This window comes from Glutamicibacter sp. NPDC127525 (genome assembly GCF_042672105.1).
In the GTDB taxonomy this organism is placed as follows: domain Bacteria; phylum Actinomycetota; class Actinomycetes; order Actinomycetales; family Micrococcaceae; genus Glutamicibacter.
Map to the genome: position 1 here is coordinate 261,087 of NZ_JBHXVN010000004.1, position 24,259 is coordinate 285,345.

18 protein-coding genes and 1 pseudogene are annotated in these 24,259 nt (G+C 60.9%); 13 read left to right on the top strand and 6 right to left on the bottom strand.

The window, feature by feature from the left end; all coding sequences use genetic code 11:
- From ACFVHU_RS11590 to ACFVHU_RS11615, 6 genes and pseudogenes are all read left to right on the top strand, one after another.
- Positions 1-3,609 (top strand): DNA polymerase III subunit gamma and tau, encoded by a 3,609-nt coding sequence (locus ACFVHU_RS11590; protein WP_388024546.1) that lies wholly within the window; start codon positions 1-3, stop codon positions 3,607-3,609.
- A gap of 90 nt (positions 3,610-3,699) precedes the next feature.
- A pseudogene (recR, locus tag ACFVHU_RS11595) lies at positions 3,700-4,290 on the top strand (recombination mediator RecR); the annotation flags it as partial.
- 409 nt (positions 4,291-4,699) lie between these two features.
- On the top strand, positions 4,700-6,322 hold the full coding sequence (locus tag ACFVHU_RS11600) for an MFS transporter (RefSeq protein ID WP_105657996.1): 1,623 nt from the start codon (positions 4,700-4,702) through the stop codon (positions 6,320-6,322).
- Between the two features lie 8 nt (positions 6,323-6,330).
- Positions 6,331-6,807, top strand: a complete 477-nt coding sequence (locus tag ACFVHU_RS11605) for a MarR family winged helix-turn-helix transcriptional regulator (protein ID WP_388024548.1) — start codon at positions 6,331-6,333, stop codon at positions 6,805-6,807.
- A 415-nt stretch (positions 6,808-7,222) separates the two neighbouring features.
- A complete protein-coding gene (locus ACFVHU_RS11610; RefSeq protein WP_133834345.1) occupies positions 7,223-7,774 on the top strand; it encodes a hypothetical protein in 552 nt (183 codons plus the stop codon).
- 181 nt (positions 7,775-7,955) lie between these two features.
- Positions 7,956-9,242 (top strand): aspartate kinase, encoded by a 1,287-nt coding sequence (locus tag ACFVHU_RS11615; protein ID WP_105657993.1) that lies wholly within the window; start codon positions 7,956-7,958, stop codon positions 9,240-9,242.
- A gap of 71 nt (positions 9,243-9,313) precedes the next feature.
- Here ACFVHU_RS11615 and ACFVHU_RS11620 read toward each other — a convergent pair whose 3' ends face one another.
- Positions 9,314-10,921: an alkaline phosphatase D family protein gene (locus ACFVHU_RS11620; RefSeq protein ID WP_388024550.1), complete on the bottom strand. Its 1,608-nt coding sequence runs from the start codon at positions 10,919-10,921 to the stop codon at positions 9,314-9,316.
- Positions 10,922-11,060: 139 nt separating this feature from the next.
- On the opposite strand from ACFVHU_RS11620, the gene ACFVHU_RS11625 reads away from it, so the two are divergent.
- A complete protein-coding gene (locus ACFVHU_RS11625; protein WP_388024551.1) occupies positions 11,061-11,816 on the top strand; it encodes a phosphotransferase in 756 nt (251 codons plus the stop codon).
- Between the two features lie 12 nt (positions 11,817-11,828).
- Here the strand turns inward: ACFVHU_RS11625 and ACFVHU_RS11630 are convergent, their stop codons facing one another.
- Both ACFVHU_RS11630 and ACFVHU_RS11635 read right to left on the bottom strand, forming a co-directional pair.
- Positions 11,829-12,500 (bottom strand): response regulator, encoded by a 672-nt coding sequence (locus tag ACFVHU_RS11630; protein WP_105657990.1) that lies wholly within the window; start codon positions 12,498-12,500, stop codon positions 11,829-11,831.
- Entirely contained in the window at positions 12,497-14,191 is a 1,695-nt protein-coding gene (locus tag ACFVHU_RS11635) for an ATP-binding protein (protein WP_332488422.1), read from the bottom strand. Before ACFVHU_RS11635 ends, ACFVHU_RS11630 begins: the two co-directional genes overlap by 4 nt.
- Positions 14,192-14,377: 186 nt before the next feature.
- Between ACFVHU_RS11635 and ACFVHU_RS11640 the strand changes: the two genes are divergently transcribed.
- The 4 genes from ACFVHU_RS11640 to ACFVHU_RS11655 all read left to right on the top strand — a co-directional run bounded on the left by ACFVHU_RS11640 (position 14,378) and on the right by ACFVHU_RS11655 (position 19,139).
- Positions 14,378-15,802: a CitMHS family transporter gene (locus ACFVHU_RS11640; RefSeq protein WP_105657989.1), complete on the top strand. Its 1,425-nt coding sequence runs from the start codon at positions 14,378-14,380 to the stop codon at positions 15,800-15,802.
- A gap of 335 nt (positions 15,803-16,137) precedes the next feature.
- A complete protein-coding gene (locus ACFVHU_RS11645) occupies positions 16,138-17,031 on the top strand; it encodes a LysR family transcriptional regulator (protein ID WP_105657988.1) in 894 nt (297 codons plus the stop codon).
- 166 nt (positions 17,032-17,197) lie between these two features.
- Positions 17,198-18,598 carry an LCP family protein gene (locus ACFVHU_RS11650; RefSeq protein WP_388024554.1) on the top strand — a complete coding sequence of 467 codons (1,401 nt, stop codon included), beginning with the start codon at positions 17,198-17,200 and terminating at the stop codon, positions 18,596-18,598.
- Positions 18,599-18,758: 160 nt separating this feature from the next.
- A complete protein-coding gene (locus tag ACFVHU_RS11655) occupies positions 18,759-19,139 on the top strand; it encodes a twin-arginine translocase TatA/TatE family subunit (RefSeq protein ID WP_286134254.1) in 381 nt (126 codons plus the stop codon).
- A 231-nt stretch (positions 19,140-19,370) separates the two neighbouring features.
- Here ACFVHU_RS11655 and ACFVHU_RS11660 read toward each other — a convergent pair whose 3' ends face one another.
- The 3 genes from ACFVHU_RS11660 to ACFVHU_RS11670 form a co-directional block, all read right to left on the bottom strand.
- Positions 19,371-20,501 carry a ferrochelatase gene (locus ACFVHU_RS11660; RefSeq protein WP_105657986.1) on the bottom strand — a complete coding sequence of 377 codons (1,131 nt, stop codon included), beginning with the start codon at positions 20,499-20,501 and terminating at the stop codon, positions 19,371-19,373.
- A gap of 153 nt (positions 20,502-20,654) precedes the next feature.
- The gene (locus ACFVHU_RS11665) at positions 20,655-22,004 is read right to left on the bottom strand and encodes a TIGR01777 family oxidoreductase (protein ID WP_388024557.1); all 1,350 of its coding nucleotides are present in this window, start codon (positions 22,002-22,004) and stop codon (positions 20,655-20,657) included.
- Between the two features lie 221 nt (positions 22,005-22,225).
- Positions 22,226-22,780, bottom strand: a complete 555-nt coding sequence (locus tag ACFVHU_RS11670) for a DinB family protein (RefSeq protein ID WP_388024559.1) — start codon at positions 22,778-22,780, stop codon at positions 22,226-22,228.
- 77 nt (positions 22,781-22,857) lie between these two features.
- Here ACFVHU_RS11670 and ACFVHU_RS11675 point away from each other — a divergent pair, with 77 nt between their 5' ends.
- On the top strand, positions 22,858-23,757 hold the full coding sequence (locus tag ACFVHU_RS11675) for a 3-methyladenine DNA glycosylase (protein WP_388024561.1): 900 nt from the start codon (positions 22,858-22,860) through the stop codon (positions 23,755-23,757).
- A 32-nt stretch (positions 23,758-23,789) separates the two neighbouring features.
- Positions 23,790-24,221 carry a hypothetical protein gene (locus tag ACFVHU_RS11680; protein ID WP_388024563.1) on the top strand — a complete coding sequence of 144 codons (432 nt, stop codon included), beginning with the start codon at positions 23,790-23,792 and terminating at the stop codon, positions 24,219-24,221.
- Positions 24,222-24,259: the final 38 nt, after the last annotated feature.

Here is a 24,259-nt window from a genome sequence, read left to right on the forward strand (position 1 = left end):
GTGAGTACAGCGCTATATCGCAGATATCGTCCCGATACGTTTGGCGACGTTATCGGCCAGGAGCACGTTACCGCGCCCTTGATGACGGCGCTGGAGAAGAACCGCGTCAACCACGCCTATCTATTCTCCGGTCCGCGCGGTTGCGGCAAGACGACTTCTGCCCGCATTTTGGCCCGTTGCTTGAACTGCGAGCAGGGCCCTACGCCCGTTCCTTGCGGCACCTGCCCAAGCTGCGTGGACCTTGCCAATGGTGGCCCGGGTTCGCTGGACGTCATCGAGATTGACGCGGCCAGCCATGGCGGCGTAGATGATGCCCGCGATCTGCGCGAGCGCGCAACCTTCGCGCCAACTCGCGACCGCTACAAGATCTTCATCATCGATGAGGCCCACATGGTCACGGCGGCAGGCTTCAATGCCTTGCTGAAGATCGTTGAAGAGCCACCGGCGCACATCAAATTCATCTTCGCGACTACCGAGCCGGAAAAGGTCATCGGCACCATCCGCTCGCGTACCCACCACTACCCATTCCGCCTGGTTCCGCCAGAGGCATTGCTGGCGTACCTGCAAGTGCTCTGCGAACGCGAAAGCGTCGCGGTAGCCGAAGGCGTACTGCCACTGGTGATCCGTGCTGGCGGCGGGTCGGTCCGCGACACCCTTTCGGTGCTGGATCAGCTGATCGCTGGTGCCCGCGATGGCAACCTGGATTACGAGACGGCCATTGCACTGCTGGGCTACACCCACTCGACACTGCTCGATGAGGTCACCTTGTCGCTGCACGAAGCCGATGGCGCTGGTCTGTTCGGTGCGATTGACCGCATCATCCAGACCGGTCTGGATCCCCGGCGCTTCGTTGAAGATGTGCTGGAGCGCTTCCGCGATCTGATCATCGCCAAGGCCATGCCAGAAGGCCTGGAGAAGATCTTGCGCGGCGTACCAGAAGACCAGCTTGAATCCCTTCGCTTGCAAGCTGGCTTGGTCGGTGCAGGCGAACTATCGCGATGGGCCGATGTCACCAACAAGGCCCTGAGCGAGATGACCGGCGCAACTTCGCCTCGTCTGCACCTGGAATTGCTGGCCGCGCGCTTGATGCTGCCCGGTTCGCAGAATTCCGACAGCGCTTTTGCCGCTCGGCTGGATCGGTTGGAGCGCCATGCGATGACCGGTGGAGCGCTGCCTGCGCTTGATGAGAACGACGCTGCAAGTGCTGGTGCCTCAATGAACGCCACTCCTAACCCGGGCGCCGCGCGTCAGGGTGCTGCCGCAGTACGCGAAGCCCTGGCCGCCGCCAAATCCCGTCGTGAGGGTGCACCCGAACCGGCTGAAGCGCAGGGCGAACCAGTGGCTGGCGAACAGGCCCCACAGGTTCAGCCAAATCATGCCCAGCCGCAACAGCAGGCTCCCGAGGCTCCAGCGCAAATGCAGCAGCCCGCGCAGCACGCAGAACCAGTTCAAGCTCAGCGCACCGAGCAGCCTCAAGAGACTCCGCAGCCAGTGCCTGCCGAGCAGGAAACGCATCCCCAGCAGTCCGCGCCATCACAGCCACAGCCACAGCCACACGATGATGATCCAAATGCTCCGCTGGATCCAGGCGCGGCAGCGTCGCTGAACACTGGTGAAGCCGCTGACTGGGGTGCAACTTGGGGTCCAAAGGGCGAAAACTACTCGGTGACCACCGAGGTGCAGCCTGGTCCGAGTATTCCGGCAGCTCGTCCGGAAGGCGTGGCACCATTCAGCTTGGTCCCTGATCCTTCCAGCGGTGAAGACCTGTCATTCGGCACCGGGGTCTCCATTGATGACGTGAAGCAAAATCCTGCCATGGCCGAATTCGCACGTCGTGCGGCTGCCAACCGAACACCACAAGCACCGCAGTCGGCACAGCCGCAACAGGCACCAGAAGCTAGCCAGGCTGGCGTGGATGCTCAGCGCCACGCTGCCCACCAGGCGCAAGAACAAGCCCAACGCGAACAAGCTGAACGCGAAGCACAACAGCGCGCCGCACAAGAACAGTCCCAACGCGAACAAGCTGAACGCGAAGCACAACAGCGCGCCGCACAAGAACAGTCCCAACGCGAACAAGCTGAACGCGAAGCACAACAGCGAGCCGCGCAAGAACAGGCCCGACGCGCTCAAGCACCGCAACAGCAACAGCAACAGCAACAACAACAGGGTGCTCAGCAACCTCAACATGGTGCCCCTAGCGGGATGCCGCAGAGCCAGCCAGCACCACAGGACACCGGCTCACCGGTGGCGATGTTCCAGCAAGCGTGGCCAACGATCTTGCAGCAGTTGCAAGGCAGCTCGCGCGTCCTGCATTCCATGGTTGCCACCTATGGCTCTGTGGCAGGCTTCGATGGCCGCACCCTCACCTTGGCGTTCAGCAATACTGGCCCAATCGTGAATCTGCGCAACCGGCCGGATCTGATGAATACGCTGACCGGGGTTCTGTCCCAGGTCACCGGTGCACCGATCGAAGTGGTCCTCACCGAAGGCGGCTCCAACCCCAACGGTGGTGGTTCCCCAAAAGGTGAGCGCCGGCCAATCCCGGCGCCAACCCCAGCACCAACTAAGTTCACCAAGGCTGTAAGTTCTGCTGGGGCGGCTGCGCGCGCTGCGGCACGGGCCCAAGCTGCCGCTCCGGCACCGCAGCAGCGTCCGGTATCCGCTGTGCCAAGCTCGGCACCAGTCGCGCCTGCACCACGCGCCCATGACGGGTACGACAGCTCCTACGATGACGTCCCGCCTCCAGCGGATGAACCCTACTTCGACGAGCCACCGTTCCCAGATGACCCGTACTACGTGCCAGCTGGTTCTGTTCCGGAAGCGCAGCAGGTGCAGCCGCAGCAACAGGCCCCTGCCCCGGCCGTGGCTCCGCAGCCGACCCCGGCAGCGCCAGCACCGGCGCCGGCGGCTAGTGCACCACGGAGTTTCGGTGGGCCTCCGGTGGCTCCCAAGCCCCGGATGACTGCTGGCATGACGGCGCGCCAGGCTGAGGGCGGTGTTCCGAACATTGCACGTCCGGTTTCTTCGACCCCGTTGCACCCGGAAAGCACCACCGATTCGTTCGGGAATCTAGCGGTTGGCGAATCCGGGCAGCAGGCTCCACAAGCTATGGCGCCATCAGCTCCATCGGTTCCGGAAGCCCCGGCGCCGCGGACTGCCCAAACGCAGCCGCAGGTCCGCCCCCAGCATCAGGAACAGCCTCGCCAAGAGCCGGCCGCACCGCTGCAAACCCCGGCAGCCCCGCAGCCGGCCCCTGAATCCGCTCCGGGATGGGGCGCTCCACAGGCTGAACCGGCACCGGATCCTGCGGACTCGGCACCGGCGGCCTCAGGCCGCATGAGCCGATACCAGCAGCTGATGGACCAGGCGAAGAACGCACCCAGTGCGCCGGCGCCTGCCCAGGCGGCGCGCGGCTGGGGCGGTCCTGCTTCGGCTCCCGCGCCTGCTCCGGTGCAAGAGCCCGAGGAATTTGTCCCGAGCGACGATGATATCGAGGTCGAGGATTCGGCACTGATCGGTGTTCAAGCCGTGGAACGCCTGCTCGGCGGCATGGTCATCGAGCAGCGCGACGTCAACGGGAATGTAGTGGAAATCAAACGAAGCTTGTAGCCGGCACCACGGCGAACTGTCGGAGTGAGACACTAGGGTGTACCACGGAACAATTTCACGGTATTGAAGCAAGCTAGAAAGTAGGCGCACGTGTACGAAGGTGCTGTACAGGAACTGATCGACGAGCTCGGTCGCTTGCCTGGCATCGGCCCGAAGTCGGCTCAGCGCATTGCTTTCCACATTCTTGACGCCGATGCCGAGGACATGACCCGGCTCGCCGCCTCGATCCAGCTGGTCAAGGAAAAGGTGAAGTTCTGCGAGATCTGCTTCAACATCTCGGAGCAGGAAACCTGCGCCATTTGCCGCGATGAACGCCGTGATGGCACCAAGATCTGCATCGTGGAGGAGTCCAAGGACGTCCTGGCCATTGAGCGCACCCGGGCGTTCTCCGGCAAGTACCACGTGCTCGGCGGTTCCATTAATCCGCTGGCAGGCATTGGCCCGGAACAGCTGCACATCCGCGAGCTGGTAACCCGCTTGGCCGATGACTCGATCACCGAACTGATTCTGGCCACCGACCCGAATCTCGAGGGCGAAGCCACCGCCGTGTACCTGGTGCGCGCGCTAGCCCCTTTGGGCATCCACATCACCCGGTTGGCCTCCGGCCTGCCGGTGGGCGGCGATCTGGAATACGCCGATGAAGTGACCCTGGCCCGCGCCTTCGAGGGACGTCGCGCTGCCGGCCGCACCGCGCCGGGTCCGGCCCGCGCCAAGGCCCAGAAGCAGGGATCCGAGGAGCAGGCGCCGCAAGATCAGTCCGGAGAAGCTGCAGAGAAGCCGAAAGCCCAGCTATCCGAACCTCGCCTGCTGCACGTTGGCGGTGCGCCGGTTTCTTCCAGCAACGCTGGCGAAGGGCCTTCGCATCCGGTAGTCCCCGAGATGGATAGCCGTCGCAGCCAGTAGTTCTGGTTGCCTTGGAACGCTCTGCACTCTTCCGGTTCGCCGGCTTGAGCGCAGGGCGTTTTTCTATGCCAGCACGGTGATGTGGGGTGAAACACGCTTAGTTGATAATAGTCAACTATCGCCGTATAGTTGATATCAATCAACCATTCAGGCCCTCTATGCCTGACCCTAAATTTTTGGAGCTTCCATGACCGCAACCGCACCGGTCGCCAAGCCCAAGATGACTCACCGCGAAATCCTCACTGCCCTCACGGGCATTTTGATGGGCATGTTCGTCTCCATCTTGGCCAGCACCGTCGTTTCCAGCTCGCTGCCAGTGATCGTCTCCGATCTCAACGGCAGCCAGACCGCCTACACCTGGGTGGTCACCGCCACCTTGTTGGCGACCACCATCTCCACTCCGATCTGGGGCAAGCTCGCCGACCTGGGCAACCGCAAACTGCTGCTGCAGATCTCGCTCGGCATCTTCGTGCTGGCCTCGGCCGCCGCAGGTTTCTCGCAGGACACCAGCTTCCTGATCACCATGCGCGTCGTCCAGGGCCTGGCCGGTGGCGGCGTAGGCGCCTTGGCGCAGATCGTCATGGCCGATTTCCTCTCCCCCCGCGAACGCGGCAAGTACATGGGCCTGTTCGGCGCGGTCATGGCCGTTGGCACCGTGGGCGGCCCGCTGATCGGCGGCTTCGTTACTGACACCATCAACTGGCGCTGGAACTTCTTCATCGCCCTGCCTTTCGCCATCGCTGCGGTCATCCTGATCCAGCGCACCTTGCACCTTCCGGCCATGGCCAAGCGCAAGGTCAAGATCGACTACTGGGGCATCGTCCTGCTTTCCTCCGGCGTCTCGCTGCTGCTGATCTGGATGTCGCTGGGCGGCTCGCAGTTCGAGTGGGCCTCGACGACCAGCTACCTGATGATTGCCGGTGCGGTAATCCTGCTGGCGCTGTTCATTCTGGTCGAAGCCAAGTCCTCCGAGCCGCTGCTGAGCCTGGGCCTGTTCAAGAACCGCACCTTCACCTTCGCGGTCATCGCATCGCTGGCCGTTGGCGTTTCGATGTTCGGCACCTCGGTGTTCCTCAGCCAGTACATGATCATGGCCCGTGGCGCATCAGCCACCATGGCCGGCCTGATGACCTTCCCGCTGATGGGCGGCCTGCTGGTCATCTCCACCATCGGCGGTGCGATGATCTCGCGCACCGGCAAGTGGAAGGCACTGGTTGTCACCGGTTCGGTGCTGATCGTCGTTGGGCTGTTCCTGCTGGGAACCATCCACTACGACACCAACTACGCGTTGGTCGCCGCCTACATGTTCATCCTCGGCGCCGGCATGGGCCTTGTCATGCAGAACATGGTGCTGGTCGTGCAGAACTCGGTCCACGTCAAGGAACTGGGTGTAGCCTCCTCGGCCGTGAACTTCTTCCGCACCTTGGGCGGCACTGCGGGTACCGCAGGCCTGGGCGCCATACTGGCGACCACTGTGCCGAACATGATCGCCGACCGGCAATCCGATTTGGCCGCAGCCCTGGCTTCCCTGGGCGACCAAGCCAAGGAGCTGACCGCAGCATTGGGATCGGGCACCCTGCCTTCAGTTGCAGCGATGCCTGAACCGGTCCGCGTGATCTTCGAGTCCATCTACGGCGACGCAGTGCCTTCGCTGTTCACCATTGCCGCTCCGCTGTCGCTGCTCATCGTCGTGGCTGTCTGCCTGATCCCCAACCAGTCGCTGAAGACCCAGACTGCAAGTGAACGCATGCAGGAGCTGGCTGCTGAGGACCAGGACGCAGCCAAGGCAGAAACGCCAGCTGGCAACTAGGAGATCCGGTGCAGGTTTCAAGCAAAGCCGAAGACTTTCCCGCCGCTCAACGTCCCGATCTCTATGCCTCAGCCGAACAGGAGTTATTTTCACTGATCGCGCTGACGGCGCGTGCCAAGCGGGAACTGGCCACTCGGCTCGACAGCCGGCTCACCCCGGGATACCTGCCCGTGCTCGGGATGATTCTGCGCAGCCAACGCATCACCCAGTCTGAAATCTGCGAACACTTGCTGGTCGATAAAGCTGCGCTATCGCGCATGATCACCAAGCTGGAACAGCTGGCGCTGGTCAAGCGTGAAGTCGACCCGGAAGACCGGAGGGTGTTCCACATCCTGCCTACCGAGCTTGCGGTTGAAAGGTGGCATGAATGCTTCCAAGGGTGGCGTACAGAGCTCCGCTCGCGCATGACCAATTGGGACAATGAGGATCTGTCGGCACTCATCGACCTCCTGAGCCGATTGAATTTGGAAATCAAGTCCCTCTAGAGCGGTCCAATCCCAGGCCGGTCTTCTCGGAATTACCGAGAAGACCGGCCAGGGGCTTTTAAAGCCCACTACATGCACCGGCAGTTCACGGCTTCGCACAGCGCCCTCGCTCACGGCCCATTCCCCGGCGCCAGACAGCGGCGCCGCGGCCACCTTGTTGTTGGAGCTTGCCAGGTTTCGGTACATGGGCACTTCACTGGGCAGATCAGGGAAAATCGAAATCCGCACTGGTTCAAGAGTGGAAGGAATGGGCAGGCATCATGGATGCCGCGGGCCTGCGCGACATGACGCAGAACGAATGGATTCAGAGGCTGCTTCCGCTGATGCAGGACCCGCAGAAAAGCGGCAGGCTCCTGCGGGCCCGGCGCATCGCTTCGGAGTACCGACAGCTCCAAGTCCGCCCTAGACTGTCCTCATGGCAACAAAAAGCAGCAACCTCCCGGCCATCGCAAAGGCCACCGGCATTGAATGGGATCAGTGGTGCGCCAAACTGCGCGCTGGCGGAGCCGATCAACTTACGCACAAGCAGATAGCCGAACTGGCTTTCACCCACATGCCCCCAACCGTCGATACTCCGGGCTGGTGGGCTCAATCCGTGGCTGTAGCCTATGAGCAGCACATTGGCCGACGCCTGCCCGGCCAATCCCAAGACGGCACCTTCCAAAGTTCGGTGAGCAGCACGATCGATGCTGATTTGGATACCGCGCTGGAACGCTGGATCGCCTGCGTCCAGGGGCGCCAGGAGTTCAACGGCCACCAGCTTTCCGAACCTGCACGCACCAGCGGCTCAGAGCGATGGCGCTATTGGCGAGCTGATTTCAGCGACGGAACCAAGACACAGGTAGACATTGGCCTCAAAGGTGGAAAATCCTCGGTTGCCATAAACATTACTAAGGCTGGAACACCTGAACAGGTGTCTGGATGGAAGGGCTTTTGGCGACAAATTTTGGCTGAATTCAAGGGGTAGCCAGTGTTTTTCAACAACCTGCATTGAGGTTCCTAGGCAATATGACCAATGGTTACCTTCACAACTAGGACATGTCGCCCCGTAGCTGTCACAATATTTATCTGGTAGATGTCTCGCGCCACAGTTCCATCAAAAACCACCGGCGGCGAGGCACAGCTTTCAACAGGTGGAGTGAGTGCCCATGGGCCTAATTGTTCAAAAGTTTGGCGGTTCTTCCGTTTCAGATGCCGAAGGCATCAAGCGTGTAGCGCGCCGAATTATTGATACTAAATCCAAGGGCCATGACGTCGTTGTCGTTGTTTCCGCAATGGGCGACACCACCGATGACTTGCTGGACCTGGCAGGCCAGCTTACCGATGATGCACCAGCCCGCGAGATGGACATGCTGCTCTCCGCTGGCGAACGCATCTCGATGTCGCTGCTGGCGATGGCGATCAACCAGCTCGGCGAGCAGGCTGCTTCATTCACCGGCTCGCAGGCAGGCTTGATCACCGACTCCACCCACGGCAAAGCCCGCATCATGGAGGTCTCCCCGCAGCGCGTACGCCGTGCCATCGACCGCGGATTCATCGCCATCGTCGCCGGTTTCCAGGGCATGAGCAAGGAATCCAAGAACATCACCACCATGGGCCGTGGCGGCTCGGACACCACCGCCGTCGCGCTGGCCGCAGCGCTGGGCGCCGATGTCTGCGAAATCTACACCGACGTGGACGGCATCTACACCGCCGACCCGCGCGTGGTCGCCTCGGCCAAGAAGATCGAGAAGATCACCAGTGAAGAAATGCTGGAAATGGCCGCCAGCGGCTCGAAGATCTTGCACCTGCGTTGCGTGGAATACGCCCGCCGGTTCGGCGTGCCGCTGCACGTGCGCTCTTCATTCAGCACCAACGAGGGCACCTGGGTGCTCCCGGATCCCGAAGACAAAATCAAAATTCAAGAGGGAGAACCCTTGGAACAGCCAATCATCTCAGGTGTCGCCCACGACCACTCCGAAGCCAAGGTCACCATCATTGGCGTTCCGGACATCCCCGGCAAAGCAGCACAGATTTTCGGGGTTATCGCCGCTGCGCAGGCCAATATCGACATGATTGTGCAGAACATCTCGACCCGCGGTTCGGGTGCCACCGATATCTCCTTCACCCTGCCGATGACCGAGACCAAGCATGTGCTTGAAGCACTGAACACCGCGAAGCCGGAGATCGGTTTCGAGGAAATCGAGCACAATGACGAGGTTGGCAAGCTCTCGCTGATCGGTGCCGGAATGCGCTCGAATCCAGGAGTCTCCTTCACCTTCTTCGAGGCATTGCACCGCGCGGGCGTGAACGTGGACATGATCTCCACTTCAGAGATCCGCATCTCCGTGGTCACCGACGCCGACAAGCTCAACGATGCAGTACGCGCTATCCACACCGCGTTCGATCTGGATACCGACGTGGAAGCCACCGTCTACGGCGGCACCGGCCGCTAAGCGCCGACAAGCTGAAAAGGAGAACGCCTGCGAAACAATTACTGTTTCGCAGGCGTTCTCCCAATTAACTGCTATTTATTCGGTTCCAGCGTCTTGGTGTAGACGATTTCGCCCAAGCCATTGCGCAGCGTGACGGTGAACAGGTCCTGCTCATCGAGGTCGACGTGGCCGAAGAACTGGCCCTTGCCATCGCGCGGCGACTGGTTGGTGCTGCCAGCCAGCGAGAAGTCCACGCGTGGTCCGAAAGTGCCATCCATTTGGTTCGGCCCGAAGGAACCGGCATTGACTGGACCGGCCACGAATTCCCAGAACTCATTGAACTCGCTGAAGGCTGCACGCTCTGGAGAGTAGTGGTGCGCCGCGCAATAGTGCACATCCGCGGTCAGGAAGACGACATTCTTGATGCCGCGGTCCTTAATGGCCTTGAGCAGGCGGGCAAGTTCCAGCTCGCGGCCTAGTGGTGCGCCGTGGTCTGCGTTGGAAATTGATTCCTGCGCCTTGCCGTCCGGAACAATGATGCCCAGCGGCAGGTCGTTGAGAATGACTTTCCAGGTTGCCTTGGACTTGGCCAAGGAATCGACTAGCCAATTCAGCTGCTCTTCGCCGAGAATTGAAGTGGACTTCTCTTCCATTCCGGCGGTGTTCTCGGACTTGTAGCTGCGCATGTCCAATGCGAACAGGTCCATTGCTGGACCACGCGAGATTTTGCGGTAGATGCGTGCTGCCTCGAATCCGGTGCCTGCGCGCATGGCGCGCGGGTCGGCGATCGGCTGGTATTCCTGCCAGGCCTGGCGGCCGCGGGCGGCAAGGGTGTTGATATCGCGCACCGTGTAGCGCTCATCTTCGATGACCTCACCCGGCCACCAGTTATTATGGGTCTCGTGGTCATCCCACTGGGCAATCACCGGAACCTCGGAATACATGGCACGCACGTTGCGGTCCATCAGGTTGTAGCGGTGCCGCCCACGGTACTCGGCCAGGGTTTCGGCCACCTTGGAGACTTCCTCGGTGACCAAGTTGCGCCAGATCTGGCCGTCCGGTTCCACAACTTCTGCGGCAATCGGGCCGTCGGCGTAGATGGTGTCGCCGCTGTGCACGAAGAAGTCCGGCTTGGTTGCATGCATGGCCGCGTAGGCGCGCATGCCACCGATTTCTTCGTTGATGCCCCAGCCCTGGCCAGCGGTGTCGCCGGACCACACAAAACTCTGGGCACGGGAGGCGTCGTGGTTGCGGCGACCGGTCAACGCCGGTGCGGTGCTGAACCAGCCGTTCTGAGTCTCGCCAAGGGTGCCGTTATCGTCCTCGAAACCGATGCTGACCGCGAAACGGGTACCGGCAGGCAGATGCTCGGCATTGATCTTTGCAGTGAAGTCAGTGGCCTCGCGGGCGTAGGCACCGCGCAAAGTCTTGGCGAAGGATCCACGGCCGCGGATGATTTCCCCCGCTTCGTCCACCGCACGCAGCTGCGCGCGCAAGCGGCCTTCCCCGGAGCTGCGAGCCCAGAGTACGGCATTGCTGGCAGAGACATCCCCCATGGAAAATCCGCTGGTCAATCCCAGGCGGGAACGCACGAGTCGGGGACTGCTGGAAGCCAGCGCTGTTCCAGTGGGCCCAACCAAGGTCAAAGCACCTGCGCCAATGGCGCCGGTGAGCAATTTGCGTCGCGAAATATTATTCATGGGATTCAGTGTTCACGACTTGATCAGCCATTTCCTTGAGCCCAGATGAACACCAAGAGAAATCGTTCGTGTCCAGTCCACACCACGAATCCAGAGATCCTGAACTCCAAAGCACGCCCATTACTGGCAGACTAGAAAAATGAGTTCACCTCAAGTCATTTCTGGCCCGCCGTCGGCTGGCCACCCAGTTCCTCCAGCTGTGCGCACTGCAGCCGGCCAGGCGGAAATCGAGGGTATCTGGCAGAACGCATTTGGCGGGATAACATACCGGCTTGGGCAGGGCGAGCCGATGCGCTTCGCCAAGTGGTCGCCGGGATGCCCTCCCGAAGAGGACGGCGATCTCCTGGCTGAAGCCCTGCGCATGCGGTGGGCGGGAGAATTCATCAGAGTCCCCGAAGTGCTCAGCTGCGGACAGCATGCTGGCGGCCAGCTGCTCGTCACGGCAGCATTGCCCGGGCACAGTGCAGTCAGCGAGCTTGGCAAAAGCGATCCGGCGCGATCCGCGTTTGCAGTGGGCGCCGGTCTGCGCCACCTGCACGATCGGCTGCCGGTCGACCAGTGCCCCTTCAGCTGGGATCTGGAATCCCGCATCCAGCACCTGCCTGCCCGGGAGCAAGCTGCTTTGCTGGCTGAAGTCCCGGAGCTTGATCTCGTGGTCTGCCATGGCGATGCTTGCCTGCCCAACACGATCATCACCGACAGCCATGATTTCAGCGCGCATGTGGATATGGGGAAATTGGGTCTTGGAGACCGCTGGGCGGATCTCGCCGTTGCCGCATGGAGCACCGAGTGGAATTACGGGCCTGGTTTCGAACAACATGTCTACGCCGGGTACGGAATCGAACCCGATGAGCGGAAGGCGTTGTTCTACCGAAAGGTCTGGGACGCAACCTAGGAGGCCGAGCCGCTAGCGTGCCACGTAACGGTGCTCGGGACGGCCACGAGTTCCGTATCCAAGCTGCAGCTCCAGGGATTCATTGGCCACCAGCGCCGCCAAATACCGTTGCGCTGTCGCACGGGCAACCCCAATTGCCTCCGCGACCTCGGCGACGCTCATGGGTTCGGTAGCATCCTTGACGCAGGAAAGAACTGCCTGTTCGGTGGGGGCGGCACCCACCGATGCGTTGGTTTCTTCGCCCCCTTGGAGCGCCCGGTACAACCGGTCCACGCCCTGCTGGTTGAACTCCGCGGTCCCGGTCAATTGGCGACGATAGCGAGCCCAGCCTTTGAGCTTGGCGGCCAGGGTCTTGGCCTCAAAGGGCTTGATGATGAACGCCAGTGCGCCCGAGCGCAACGCTTTGTCAATGTTCTTCGGTTCAATCGCCGCGGAAATCATGATCGCATCAACATCGAGTTCTCTCAGCAGCTCGATTCCACTGACATGCGGCAGGTAGAGATCCAGCAATACCAAATCAGGTTTCAGGCTCTGCACCATTTTGGGCACAACACGCGGATCCTGCACAGGCTCCAGGGCCTGGAACCCGGGAATGGCGTTGACCATCTCAGCGTGCAGCTCTCCTACCCGGAAATCGTCATCGACAATTAGCACCCGGTAGTTGCCGCTGGAATTCTCGCTCAATGTTGCGCTCCTTCAATCTCGTCGTTTTCCGTATTGGCTGGCTCGACTAGTACGGCCGGCAATCTTGCTGCGATAACTGCCCCGGAACCATCCGTCCCGCGGTCCGCTATCCAGACGTCCCCGCTGCGGGCTTGGGCGAGCCGTCTGATCAGCGGCAATCCGACGCCATGGCCATGATCACCGCCCAGATGGGATCCGGTGCTGACGTCCCGGGTGAAGATATCCTCGTCGGTGGTAATGCCGGGTCCAGAATCGGCCACGGCTATGTGCAAGGTGTTCCCTTCGGAGAGCAAGTCGATTTCCACCCAGGGTTCTGCATCTGTGCAAAGAGCTGCAGTGAAGGCGTTATCCAGCAGATTCCCCAGGACTGCGGTGGCGTCTTGGGCATCGTGGGCCGAGGCGATGTGTCCGAAAAGCATGGATTGGGCAGACACTCTCAGTTCTATGCCTTGTTCATGGGCGCGCACCGCCTTCGCCGAAATAAACGCCGAGAGGTAAGCGTCCTGGATGGCCTCCAGCCCGGGAACCTGAGCGATCTTCGGCCCGGATTCCATCACCTCACGCAGGTAGTCTTCTGCCTGTTCGATCTTGCCCAAGTTGATCAGCCCGAGGACTGCGTGCATCCGGTTGGCGAATTCATGGCGCTGGGCGCGCAGCGCATCGGCCATGTCCTGGACTGCATCGAGTTTGGTGCCCAGCGCTTCAAGGGTGGTGACATCATGGAGCAGCACGACCAGTCCGAGGTCCACTCCGTCACGGTCGACCTTGGTCACGCGGGCTATGAGCGAGTTGCCATTGGCCGCAAAGCGCACCGGTGCCGGGTCGCATTCCTTGATCGCCCTGACCAGCCGGTGATCCAAACCAGCGGATTCAAAGTGGCGGCCGACCACGTCTTCCAATTCGGTGCGGTGCGGCAGTCCCAGCAATTGCCTGGCGGCCCTGTTGCGCACGGTAATCCGGCTATCGGCGCCAATGCCCATGACACCTTCGGTAACACCGTAGAGCACGGCCTGCTGGTCCCTGACAAGCTGGGCAATTTCGGCCGGTTCCAGCCCAAGGGTCTGGCGCTTCAAACGGCGTACGGTGACTCGTCCGGCAAGCACTGCCAAGGCTGCGCAAATCACCGCAAGCAATACAATCCAGGCGAAGGACCCAAGCAGTGCCCCGGTCAAGGAGTCAGTGGTCACGCCCACGGAAACCTCTCCGATGACCGCACCCGCGTTACTGTAGACCGGGACCTTGGCGCGCACCGATTCACCAAGGGTTCCGTGTTCCCGGGAGACCGCTTCAATGCCTTCCAGCGCCACCGGGTCAGTAGAAACCATTTGGCCCAGTTCCTCGGGGTTCGGATGGCTCAAGCGCAGTCCGCGGTCCTCGGTAATCACCACGAAATACGCTTGCTCTTGCCCAATGACAGCGCCTGCCAGTTGCTGCAGTTTTCCATCGGCGAGCGCCTTGGCATCCAGCTCGTCCAGCTTTGCATAGTGCGAGACCTGCTCAACTACTTCCGGCAAGACGGCCACCGAACGAGCTATGGTCAGCGAGGTATCTTCGGCTTTTGAATAGACGCGGTCATAGCTGGCGAAAAGCGTTCCGGCGGTAACGAGAACAATCAGAACACCTACGACCAGAAATTGAAGCCGCATGATGCGTGATGCGAAATGCCGGGTGCCGGCGCCAGAACGGAACATGCCACCCAGCATAAACCCATCTTTCCACTCTCGTGATTTTAATGAGCAAAAAGTTGGCAAAGAACTTAAGCCTTCAACAATAAGCACAAGACGCGCAAAGTGAGCACCGACACGTACCTTGAATGGGTGCCCCTCCTAGCTTGTGGGGACTAAGGATTCACTCACACTGAAATGGAGGTCGGGTCAATGCTCGTTGTACTCGGATTCCTCATGGTCGCCACCTTCATGGTGCTGATCATGACAAAACGCATGACGCCGCTGCTGGCATTGATTCTGGTTCCAACCATCTTCGGCTTGTTCACCGGTGCTGGATTCGGCCTTGGCGACATGGTCATGGACGCGGTCAAGGACATGTCCAGTACCGCAGCCCTGCTGATGTTCGCCATCATGTACTTCGGCATCATGATCGACGTCGGCTTGTTCGACCGATTGGTCTCCGGCATCCAGAAGCTAGTGGGCAACGACCCCGCCAAGGTCGTCATGGGCACTTCGCTGCTCACCGGCGTAATTTCCCTCGATGGCGATGGCTCGACCACCTTCATTGTGGTTACCGCGGCTCTGCTGCCGATCTACCAGCGCCTGGGCATGAGCCCTGTGGTCCTGACCTGTGTTGCAGGCCTGACCAATGGCACGCTGAACATCGTTCCCTGGGGCGGCCCAACGGCCCGCGCGGCAGCGGCACTTGGCGTTGACGCCTCGGAAATCTTCGTGCCGATGCTCCCTGCGCTGGGAATTTCCCTCATTGTCATTGCCCTGTTCGCATGGCAGATGGGCGTATCCGAACGCCGCCGCTTGCAGCGCGAGCGTCCGGAAATCTGGGGCACCGAACTCGGTGGCGGCAACGTTTCCACCCCAACCGGAGGAAAGAGCCCTGCTGGCACTTCCCCTGCCGGAGGCAACCTGGCCGTACTGGAATCCGTGGCTCGCAAGGGCGATGGCACCGAAGCTTCCACCTTGGACGGCACCGTCCTGGATCCGGATCGCGAGACCCTGCGCCCCAAGACCTTCTACTTCAACCTGGCACTGACCGTCGCCATCATGGTGCTGCTGGTAGTCGATGTCACTCCGTTGCCCTACCTGTTCATGGTGGGTACCGCGATCGCCTTGATCGTCAACTTCCCCAAGGTCTCCGACCAGGTGAAGATGATCGCCGCGCACTCCAGCGAAATCATTGCCGTGGTCTCCATGGTGCTCGCCGCGGCAGTGCTCACCGGCGTGCTCTCCGGCACCGGCATGGTTGATGCCATGAGCCAGTGGCTGGTGGATGTCATTCCTACCTCCATGGGTCCATACATGGCAGTACTGACCGGGCTGATTTCGATTCCAGCTACCTTCCTGATGAGCAATGACGCCTTCTACTTCGGCGTCTTGCCAGTTCTCGCCGAAGCCGGCGCGCATTTCGGTGTACCAGCGGTGGATATGGCTCGCGCCTCCATCACCGGACAGCCAGTGCACATGCAGTCTCCGCTCGTTCCAGCCATCTTGCTGCTGGTGTCGCTCTCTCGTGTGGACTTGGGCGATCACCACAAGAAGGTGCTGTGGCGTGCGTTGGTGGTCTCCTTGGTCATGCTCGCTTCGGGCATGCTCCTTGGTGTCATCCACATGGGCTAACGCCCCAGGACCAAAGGTCCGTCGTCAGCCAGGCTCCGTGCCACCCGGACATTTCCAAGCGGGTGGCACGGAGTCCGGTGTTTAACCCGGGCTGACCCTGTTGGCAGCCCGCCGGAGGCTGCCGCATGCAGCTATTCGAGCACCCAGTTGCTTCTTCCCGGCAGCCATTGACCATCTGCACAGGGCGCCGGTTCAGCAAGCACAGTTTCCCGTGAAAAACTGGAGGCAGGGCAAGACGTGCACAGCGCGTGCTTCCCCTGGACCGGATGGACCCGCCACTGGGCCACACCGCGAATTCGACCGTCTTCTCCCGACGCAAAGGAAGGCTCCAGCGCATGGAAAGAGAACCTCTGGACAACAGCATCTCCCTGGCCCAGCTCGAAGCGGTTGTCATGATTGTGGACTATGGTTCCTTCACCGCCGCCGCGGATATCCTTGGCATCTCCCAGCCCTCCTTGTCCCGGCGCATTAGCGCGTTGGAGCGCACTCTTGGCATGCCCGTGTTCCGGGCCGCTGGAAGGGACATGGTGCTGACCGAGGTTGGCCGGAGCATCATTCCTGCCGGCCGCCGCGCACTGCGTGAAGTCGCCGCGATCGGAACCATTGCCTCTTCCACGCGTGCATTGGCCACCGGATCCCTGCGCATCGCGGGGTTGCCTTCCCTGGTTGGAGGAATCATGCCCGAATACATCGGCCCCTTCCATCGCCAGCACCCCGGTGTCCGGATAGAGATCCTGAGCGTGGAGGACGACGAGCAGCTTGCCGATGCGCTTCGCCTGAATCGCGCCGATGTGGCTTTTGGAGTGAACGAGCGCATCCCCGCGGACCTCATCGGCAAATCCCTGCGCGATCAGCAATTCTCGGCCGTCGTATCCGAGGATACCGAGGTGGACCCGGACACTGGGCTAAGCACAGAATTGCTCAATTCCCTGACTCTGGCCACCCTCCCCCAGGGCACCTCGATTCGCAAGATCACCGACGAAGTTTACCGGAGCTTGAAGGCCACCGCTCCGCGGCTCATCACCACAACGCAACGCGACGCATTGGTCCATCTGGGCATCGCCGCCGGCGGCATCACCTTGGTTCCACGGATCATGGCCAGCACCGCCGTGATCTTCGGCGGCAAGCAGGTCCCGCTGAGCTTGCCAGCCAGCAGGCCCCTGGGCGTCATCTACCGCCGCGAAGAATACCGCAATCCGGCGCTGGGCGAATTCCTCGAATACCTCTGAGACAGAGATCTCCAGGCGGTTTCCGCTCTCCTGAACTGCGCGCGAAATCGGCCTTTCATGCGCTGCATGCATGGCTCTAATCAACCATGCTATTGGTTCCAGCGGCGTTCCACGTGGTCAGCTTGATGGGTAATCCGGCCATGGTCCTACCAAGGAGAGCAAGATCGTGAATTCCCAACGAACACCTTCCTCTGCCAGGCGTAGTTCCAAACGATCGCGGCGCCGGGTAGCTGCCATCATTGCAGCGGCGCTGGTGCTGGCAGTAGTTGTGCCGACCAGTATTGCTTTCCTGCGCCTGCAGGGGAATATTTCCGTCTCGGCGCTCAGGGCGTCTGAAGCGGATGTCCCGGACTCCAGCGAAGGCCTGAATCTGCTGGTGCTCGGTTCCGATAGCCGGGATTTCAGCTCCACCGGCTTCGGCACGGATAACGGCTCCCGGCGCAGCGATTCCATGCTGCTTGTCCACTTGTCGCCAGGCAACGAGCGCATCGAGGCGGTCCAGATCCCACGCGATACCGTCTTGCAGCGCCCGGCCTGCGCGGATACCGGGTCCGGCGCTTATGCCGGAGGATACGGCATGATCAATTCTGCGCTGAATTACGGTCCCGCGTGCTCTGTCGCCGCGGTGGAAGCGCTCACCGGAGTTCACCTGAACCACTTCATTGAGGTGGATTTCGAGGGATTCATTTCAATCATCGACGCACTCGACGGAGTCAGCGTGTGCCTGGCCCAGCCAATGACCGATCCGAAAGCGAACCTGGATCTTCCAGCCGGGCTGCAGGAGCTGGACGGAACCGATGCGCTTGCCCTGGCCAGGACCCGCCATGCCGTTGGCGATGGAAGCGACCTCGCTCGGCTCGGAAACCAGCAGAAGGTCATGTCCGCAATAGTCCAGCGTGCCACCAGCAAGGAAGTTCTCGCACGCCCGGACCGGCTCTACTCTTTCCTTGACGCGATTACCTCCTCGATGACCGTTGACCCGGAACTGAGTTCGCTACCGGAACTTGCAGGATTGGCTGCGCGGGTCAAGGACGTTCCCACGGACAAGATCACCTTCATGACCATGCCGACCCAGCCTGCACCATCAAACGCCAACCGGGTTGTCCCGGCTCCCGACGCGACCCTCATCTTTGAACGCATCAAGCAAGACATCCCGGTGAATCCGGATTCCGAGTCCGAATCCGGCTCCGAATCCGATGCAGGAGAAACTGCCACGGCGAAAACCTCCGCCCGGCAGCTTCCTGTCAGCATAGCCAACGCAGCGCGAGTGAGCGGACTGGCCGGCAAATTCGCCAACGAAGCCACGGAGCAAGGCTTCACCGTCACTTCAATCACTACCGCGGCGTCCTTGCAGGCGCAAACACGGCTGCTGATTCCGGATACTGATGCAGCCAGGAAAACAGCCGACGCATTCGCCAAGGCAGTCGATCTCGACATCGAGGCAACAGTCGCCGATGTCGAAAGCATCGAATTGATCCTGGGCCAGGATTACCAAAACCTGGGGCGGCCAGAAAAGCATCCCGTCAAGGTGAACAGCCGCAAAGCAGACCAGAAACTCTGCGGCTGAGCCGGCCCCAAGGGCAGGCCGCGCCACCGGAAAATCCTGCCATGCCGCGATGGCTGCCAGGCGAATCTCCGTTTGCCCGCGGCTGTTGGCCTTCGTATTCCGGCTGGGCTGCACCTGCCAATTCCGTTTGACCGCGTCCCTTGCAGCGAGGTGATTCACAGTGAGCATTGCAGGCATCAATGGCAATGAATTCATCGTGCTGGCCATTTTGGCGGCCGTGCTGCTCGGACCTGAAAAATTGCCCGACTACGCAAGGAAACTAGCCACGCTGATTCGCGAGTTGCGCCGACTCGCCTCTGGTGCCCAGGAACAACTCCGCGAGGAGCTTGGCGAGGATTTCGCGGACATGGATCTGAAGAAGTTCGATCCGCGGCAATATGATCCTCGAAGGATCATCAGCGAAGCGCTGCGAGATCAACTCGAAGAGCCGCCTGCCCAAGGATTCCCGGATTCTGCCCGCTCAAGGGGACCCGAGACAAGGAGTTCATCATCACCGCCAGAACCCTCCGGTCCGGCCCCTTTTGACGACGAAAGCACTTAGGACGCCATTGCTCCTTGCCGCAAGTGTCCGCTGGCCGCGCGAGCAGTGAATACGGATCCGGTGGACAGGATTCATTCATCGCAGTCCCCAAAGCTCCACCCGGTTCCTTCATCCGGATCGCACGGATTCCGGCATCTATCCGCAACCGGTCCAGCTTCGCTGATTCGTCGGCCAACCGTGATGGCCGGCCGAAAAAGGATTCCCGGGATCGGCCACCAGCCTGCTGCCGGCCTAGCTTGCAGGCATGCCGGCGCTCCAATTCGGAACGGTATTTTTCCTAGTAGTGCCTTCACAGCAATTCAGGGAGCAGGCGCCACTGCCCGGGCCCAGCGCTTTGCTTCCGGCGATGGTCGATGACTCCGGCTGCTCGCCACGCACTTGCGCTGCCCGTTCCAGGACCAGATCGACCAAGCCGCTGACAAACGACGGTGAGGTGCCAACACTGCCGGCACGGAGAAACGCCATCCCCAACTCGCGCGCGGTATCTGCCGCTTCGGTATCCAGATCGAATTTGACCTCCATGTGGTCCGAAACGAATCCGAGGGGTACAACCAGAACGCCCTCAGTTCCAGTTTCCGCAAGCTCGCGCATGCGGTCATTGATGTCCGGTTCCAACCAGGGAGTGTGCATGGATCCAGAACGGGAGCAGTACACCAGTTCGGCATCCAGCTGCTCCTCACCAGCTAGTTCCCCGCCAATCCAGGCCATGAGCTCCTCATGCTGCCGCTGGTAGCCGGCGGTGAACTTCTGCGATGATTCTTGCATCGCAGTAGGGATCGAATGGGTGACATATAGGATCTTGTGCCGGTTGCGGTCCAGGCCGCCGACGAGCTGCTTGAATTCCTTCAATCCCTTCCGCACGCAGTCCAACTGCGCATGAGCGAATCCCGGATGATTGTAGTACTGCCGGACTTTATCGATCACCACCTCGAGGCCCTCTTCTTGCAGTGCCGCCACAGTTCCGGCGAAATCCTCGCGGTATTGCCGGCACGAGGAATATGAGGAGTAGGCCGACGTATCGATGGCCAGGAACCTTCTCGAGCCGTGCCTGCGCGCATGGTTTCCGACCACTTCGGTGAGGTACGGTTCCCAATTCCGGTTCCCCCAGAGCAGTGGCGTATCGATGCCGCGGGCTGCGAATTCCTCTTGGACGGCTTGCTGCAAAGCCTGGTTCTGCTCATTGATCGGAGATTTTCCGCCGAACATGTAGTAGTGCTCGCCCACCTCTTCAAGGCGCTCGTCCGGAATCCCTCGTCCCCGGGTAACGTTTTGCAGGAAAGGCAGGACATCTTCGGGCTTTTCCGGCCCGCCAAAGGACATCAGCACAACTGCATCAAACGGCGCTACCTGCATGTTTCCCATCGGGATCGTCCACGCTTTCTTCTCGGGCAACTGCCGCCATGGGCAAAATTCCCCGGAGCTGGCAGTCGCAAGCAATTACCTAGATTAGCTTTTATCTAGCCAAGCTAACAATAATTGCTTTGCCTCCGAATCGCCAGCGGGCGTCGCCGACCCCTAACGACTGCCCAGGCTATGAGCCAGTTCCAGCTCAATGCGCTCATTGCGGAACTGATGACCGGCATCGAGCAATTTGCGCGGGACAATTTTCTGATCGGCCATGGCCAGAAGGTGGGACCCTTCGGCTCCCAGCAGCAATTTGGGAGCCGCGGCAGGAACCGGAATGATGGCAGGCCGCCGCACTGCGCGCGCCAAGGCCCTGGTGAATTCGGCGTTGCTCACCGGCTGCGGTGCCACCGCATTGACCGGACCTGCCAATTGCGAATCCCAGAGCGCGCGATGGTAGATGTCCAGCAGGTCATCAAGCCCGATCCACGAAAGCATCTGCTTTCCCCCTGCAAGGGGACCGCCCAGGCCTGCGGAGAATACAGGACGCAAAACGGCGAGCATCCCGCCTTTGGGGCTCAGCACGATACCGGTCCTGATCTGCACCCGGCGCATGCCGCTGTCCCCGGCATTCGCCGCACGTTCCCAGCGGTCCACCACGTCAGCCAGGAAATCCGGAGTCCTGGCCCGCGGGGAATCGGTCTCGTCCAATGGGTGCGGTCCGGCTGAAGCACCGTAGAATCCGATGGCCGAAGCGCTGATGAAGGTCCGGACACCTGAACGTGACGCCAGCAGGGCAAGGGATCGGGTCGGTTCGATGCGGCTGGAGAGAATTGCCTGCCGATGCGCTTGGCTGAACCGGCCGAAGATGCTGGCTCCGGCCAAATGGATGACCGCGTCGCAGCCATCGAGCAGGCCCGGGTCAGGATCCAGCGGATTCCAGCGCCGTTCGCTTGCCGATTCCGGCTCGTGCCGCACGAGCTTGACGACCCGGTGCCCGCCGGTGGACAAGAAGGCGCACAAAGCCTGTCCGACTAATCCGCTTGAACCGGTCAGCGCTATCACCAGCGGCTTCAACCCGGCCTGCGCCGCCCGCTGGTGTGCGGCAAAATCGTCTGCCAGCTGGCGGTGGCGGTATGCAAGCATCGATTCGATCTGCCGTCCTGGCATATTCGACTGGATGCAGTCACCCACGGTCGTGCACTGTGCGCCCGCGGGCTCGAAGTAATGCTCATGCCGCCACTGCACCACCCGGGCAGGAAGGCCGCGAACCCCTTCGGGTTCAAGCTGGTCGACGAAACTGCGGTTCTCCGCGAACCCCTCAGGCTGGTGCTTGGCATTCCACAGCACTCCGCCGGGAAGGCCCAGCACGGCCGTCCCGTCCTTCAGCGAACCGGCTTCTTCAATGACCTTCAGCGGAAGCCACGGTGGCAAGAGCCGCTGCATGGCCCCGGGTCGCGAGAACCAGTCGAAGACAACGGATGCAGATGCCGGAAGTTGGCTGGAGCGCTCAGTGTTCATGGCCCCATCCTAGAGGCTTCAGGCAGGCCGGTTCCCGAGGATGGGAAATTGCTGGATTCCGTCGCAATGTCTGGTCCGGCGCCGCAATGAATCCCTCGGTTTCCTGCAGCACGCTATCCCGGCAGACTTGGAGCAGGAACAAGAACTTCTGGACAGAGCTTGATTGCGGACAACTAACGGACCGGCTGTTGCCCGAAGCGGCTGCCAATGCAACCAGAAAGCTAGGCATACCATGCAGGAAGATAGTCGAAGGGAGGATCCTCGCCCACCCGCCCGTCGATGGCTTCACGCAAGAGATCCGCATGCCCTGCATGCCGCCCATACTCTTCAATCAGGTCGCAGATGATTCTGCGTATCGACGCATGCTTGCCTTCGATGGCCAACCCCGAGCCCGTGTCCAGCTTCCTTTCCTCGATAACGGACTGCTGGATTCCCCGGCTTTTGGCCACGGCCCGGTCGTAGCGTTGATAAAGATTCTCCGGATCCTCTTCCAGATCAACCACGAAGTGCTCGCGCCCGTTGGCAGTGAACCCAAGGAGGACTTCAGGTCGTTGCCCGGCAATGGAGTAGGTGAATTTCTCATCTTCGACAAGGGCAAGATGCTGGAGCAATCCGCCCAGGCTGAGCTGGCTGCTGGGCAACTTGGTTGCCAGCTGTTCGATGTCCAGCCCGTCGGCCTTGTATCTGAAAGTGGCGCGCAGCCTGTCAAGCATCCCGAACAGATGCTGCTGGTCGGAGCCGCTCATTGGCGGTTCCCAGGGAGGCAGGATTTCCATGGCGTACCCCTTTGCGAGAAGTGTGAGTTGGCGTACCAAACTGGTTTCATCGGCCCATGAATTGAATAATTAGAAGTATGCCTCTGACCGCCGCCATTTTGGAACCCTCGCAGTGGATGCCGCATGCCGCTGAGCATGAAGCGCGGGCTCGGGCCTTTGGCGAACCTTTCGTGGAACGGCGGATGAAGGGCAAGAAGCATCCCATCGAGGACTTCCTGTTCACCTATTACACGCAAAAGCCGGGCCAGCTCTACCGCTGGCATCCAGGGATGAACGTGGTTCTAGCCGGAGACGCGGCCCAAGAACGCGGCGAGTGGAAGTTCTACCGCAAAGTCCAAACCGGCCACGGTACGGGATACCACTTCGATGCGGAGGCATTCGGCAAGGCGCGTGCCCGGGCCATCGAGTTTGCCCGCATCATTCTGGCCGGCACCGCGCAGCGGCCAGGAAACTTCTCCTGCTTCGGCCTGCATGAATGGGCGATGGCCTACAAATCCGAGGTCAACGGCATCCGCCATGAATACCTCCCGCTGCGCTTGGGTGCGCAGGGAACCGACGAAGTGGTGGAAACACACAAGATCCGTTGCACCCACTTCGATGCATTCCGCTTCTACACTCCCCAGGCGATCGAGCTCAACGAGCTGCAGCCGACCAGGGAAACCCAGCGCGACCTGGAACAGCCCGGTTGCCTGCACGCCAATATGGATCTGTACAAGTGGGCCTATAAGCTCTCCCCTGCGGTGCCAAGCGACTTGGTCATGGACTGCTTCGAGCTCGCCTGGGACATTCGCACCATGGATATGCAGGCGTCCCCCTATGATCTGGGCGATTGGGGCCATGAACCCATCCGCATTGAAACTCCCGAGGGCAAGGCCGCGTACGTGAGATTGCAAAAGGAATTTGCCCAGCGTGCCGACTCGCTGCGCAATCAATTGCTGGAAGTCGCCAACAACCTGCCAATCTTCCCGGAAGACTAGAACTTATTCGCGGCCGCAGGCAAGATTGATCCATGGTTACTGCACGGGGCCTTCGCCTGATTCCGGCCGGTATCGCGCTCGGCTGCGTGAGCCTCTCGCTGGCTTCCTGCGCCACCAGCATCGGACAGGGGCCGCAGACCCAATTGGAAATCACCATTCGCGATGACGGCAGCGAAATTTCACAGCAGTACTCCCTGGAATGCACCGGCGAACAAGCCGCTGAATCCAGCACATTGCCGAACGCATCCAAAGCTTGCTTGCAGCTCGAGCTTGAACCCGGTGCCATTGCCGGAGAAGTTGATCCCCAGGAAATCTGCACCGAAATATACGGTGGACCGCAACGGGCCGAAATAAGCGGAACCCTGCACGGCGAGACGGTGAATACGAGCTTTTCACGGCATAACGGCTGCGCCATCGATCGTTGGGATGCCGCCTCATTTCTACTCGGTTCCGTGAAATCATGAGTCGATAACCCCTGAATAACTGCGCGGAGAAACTAGAA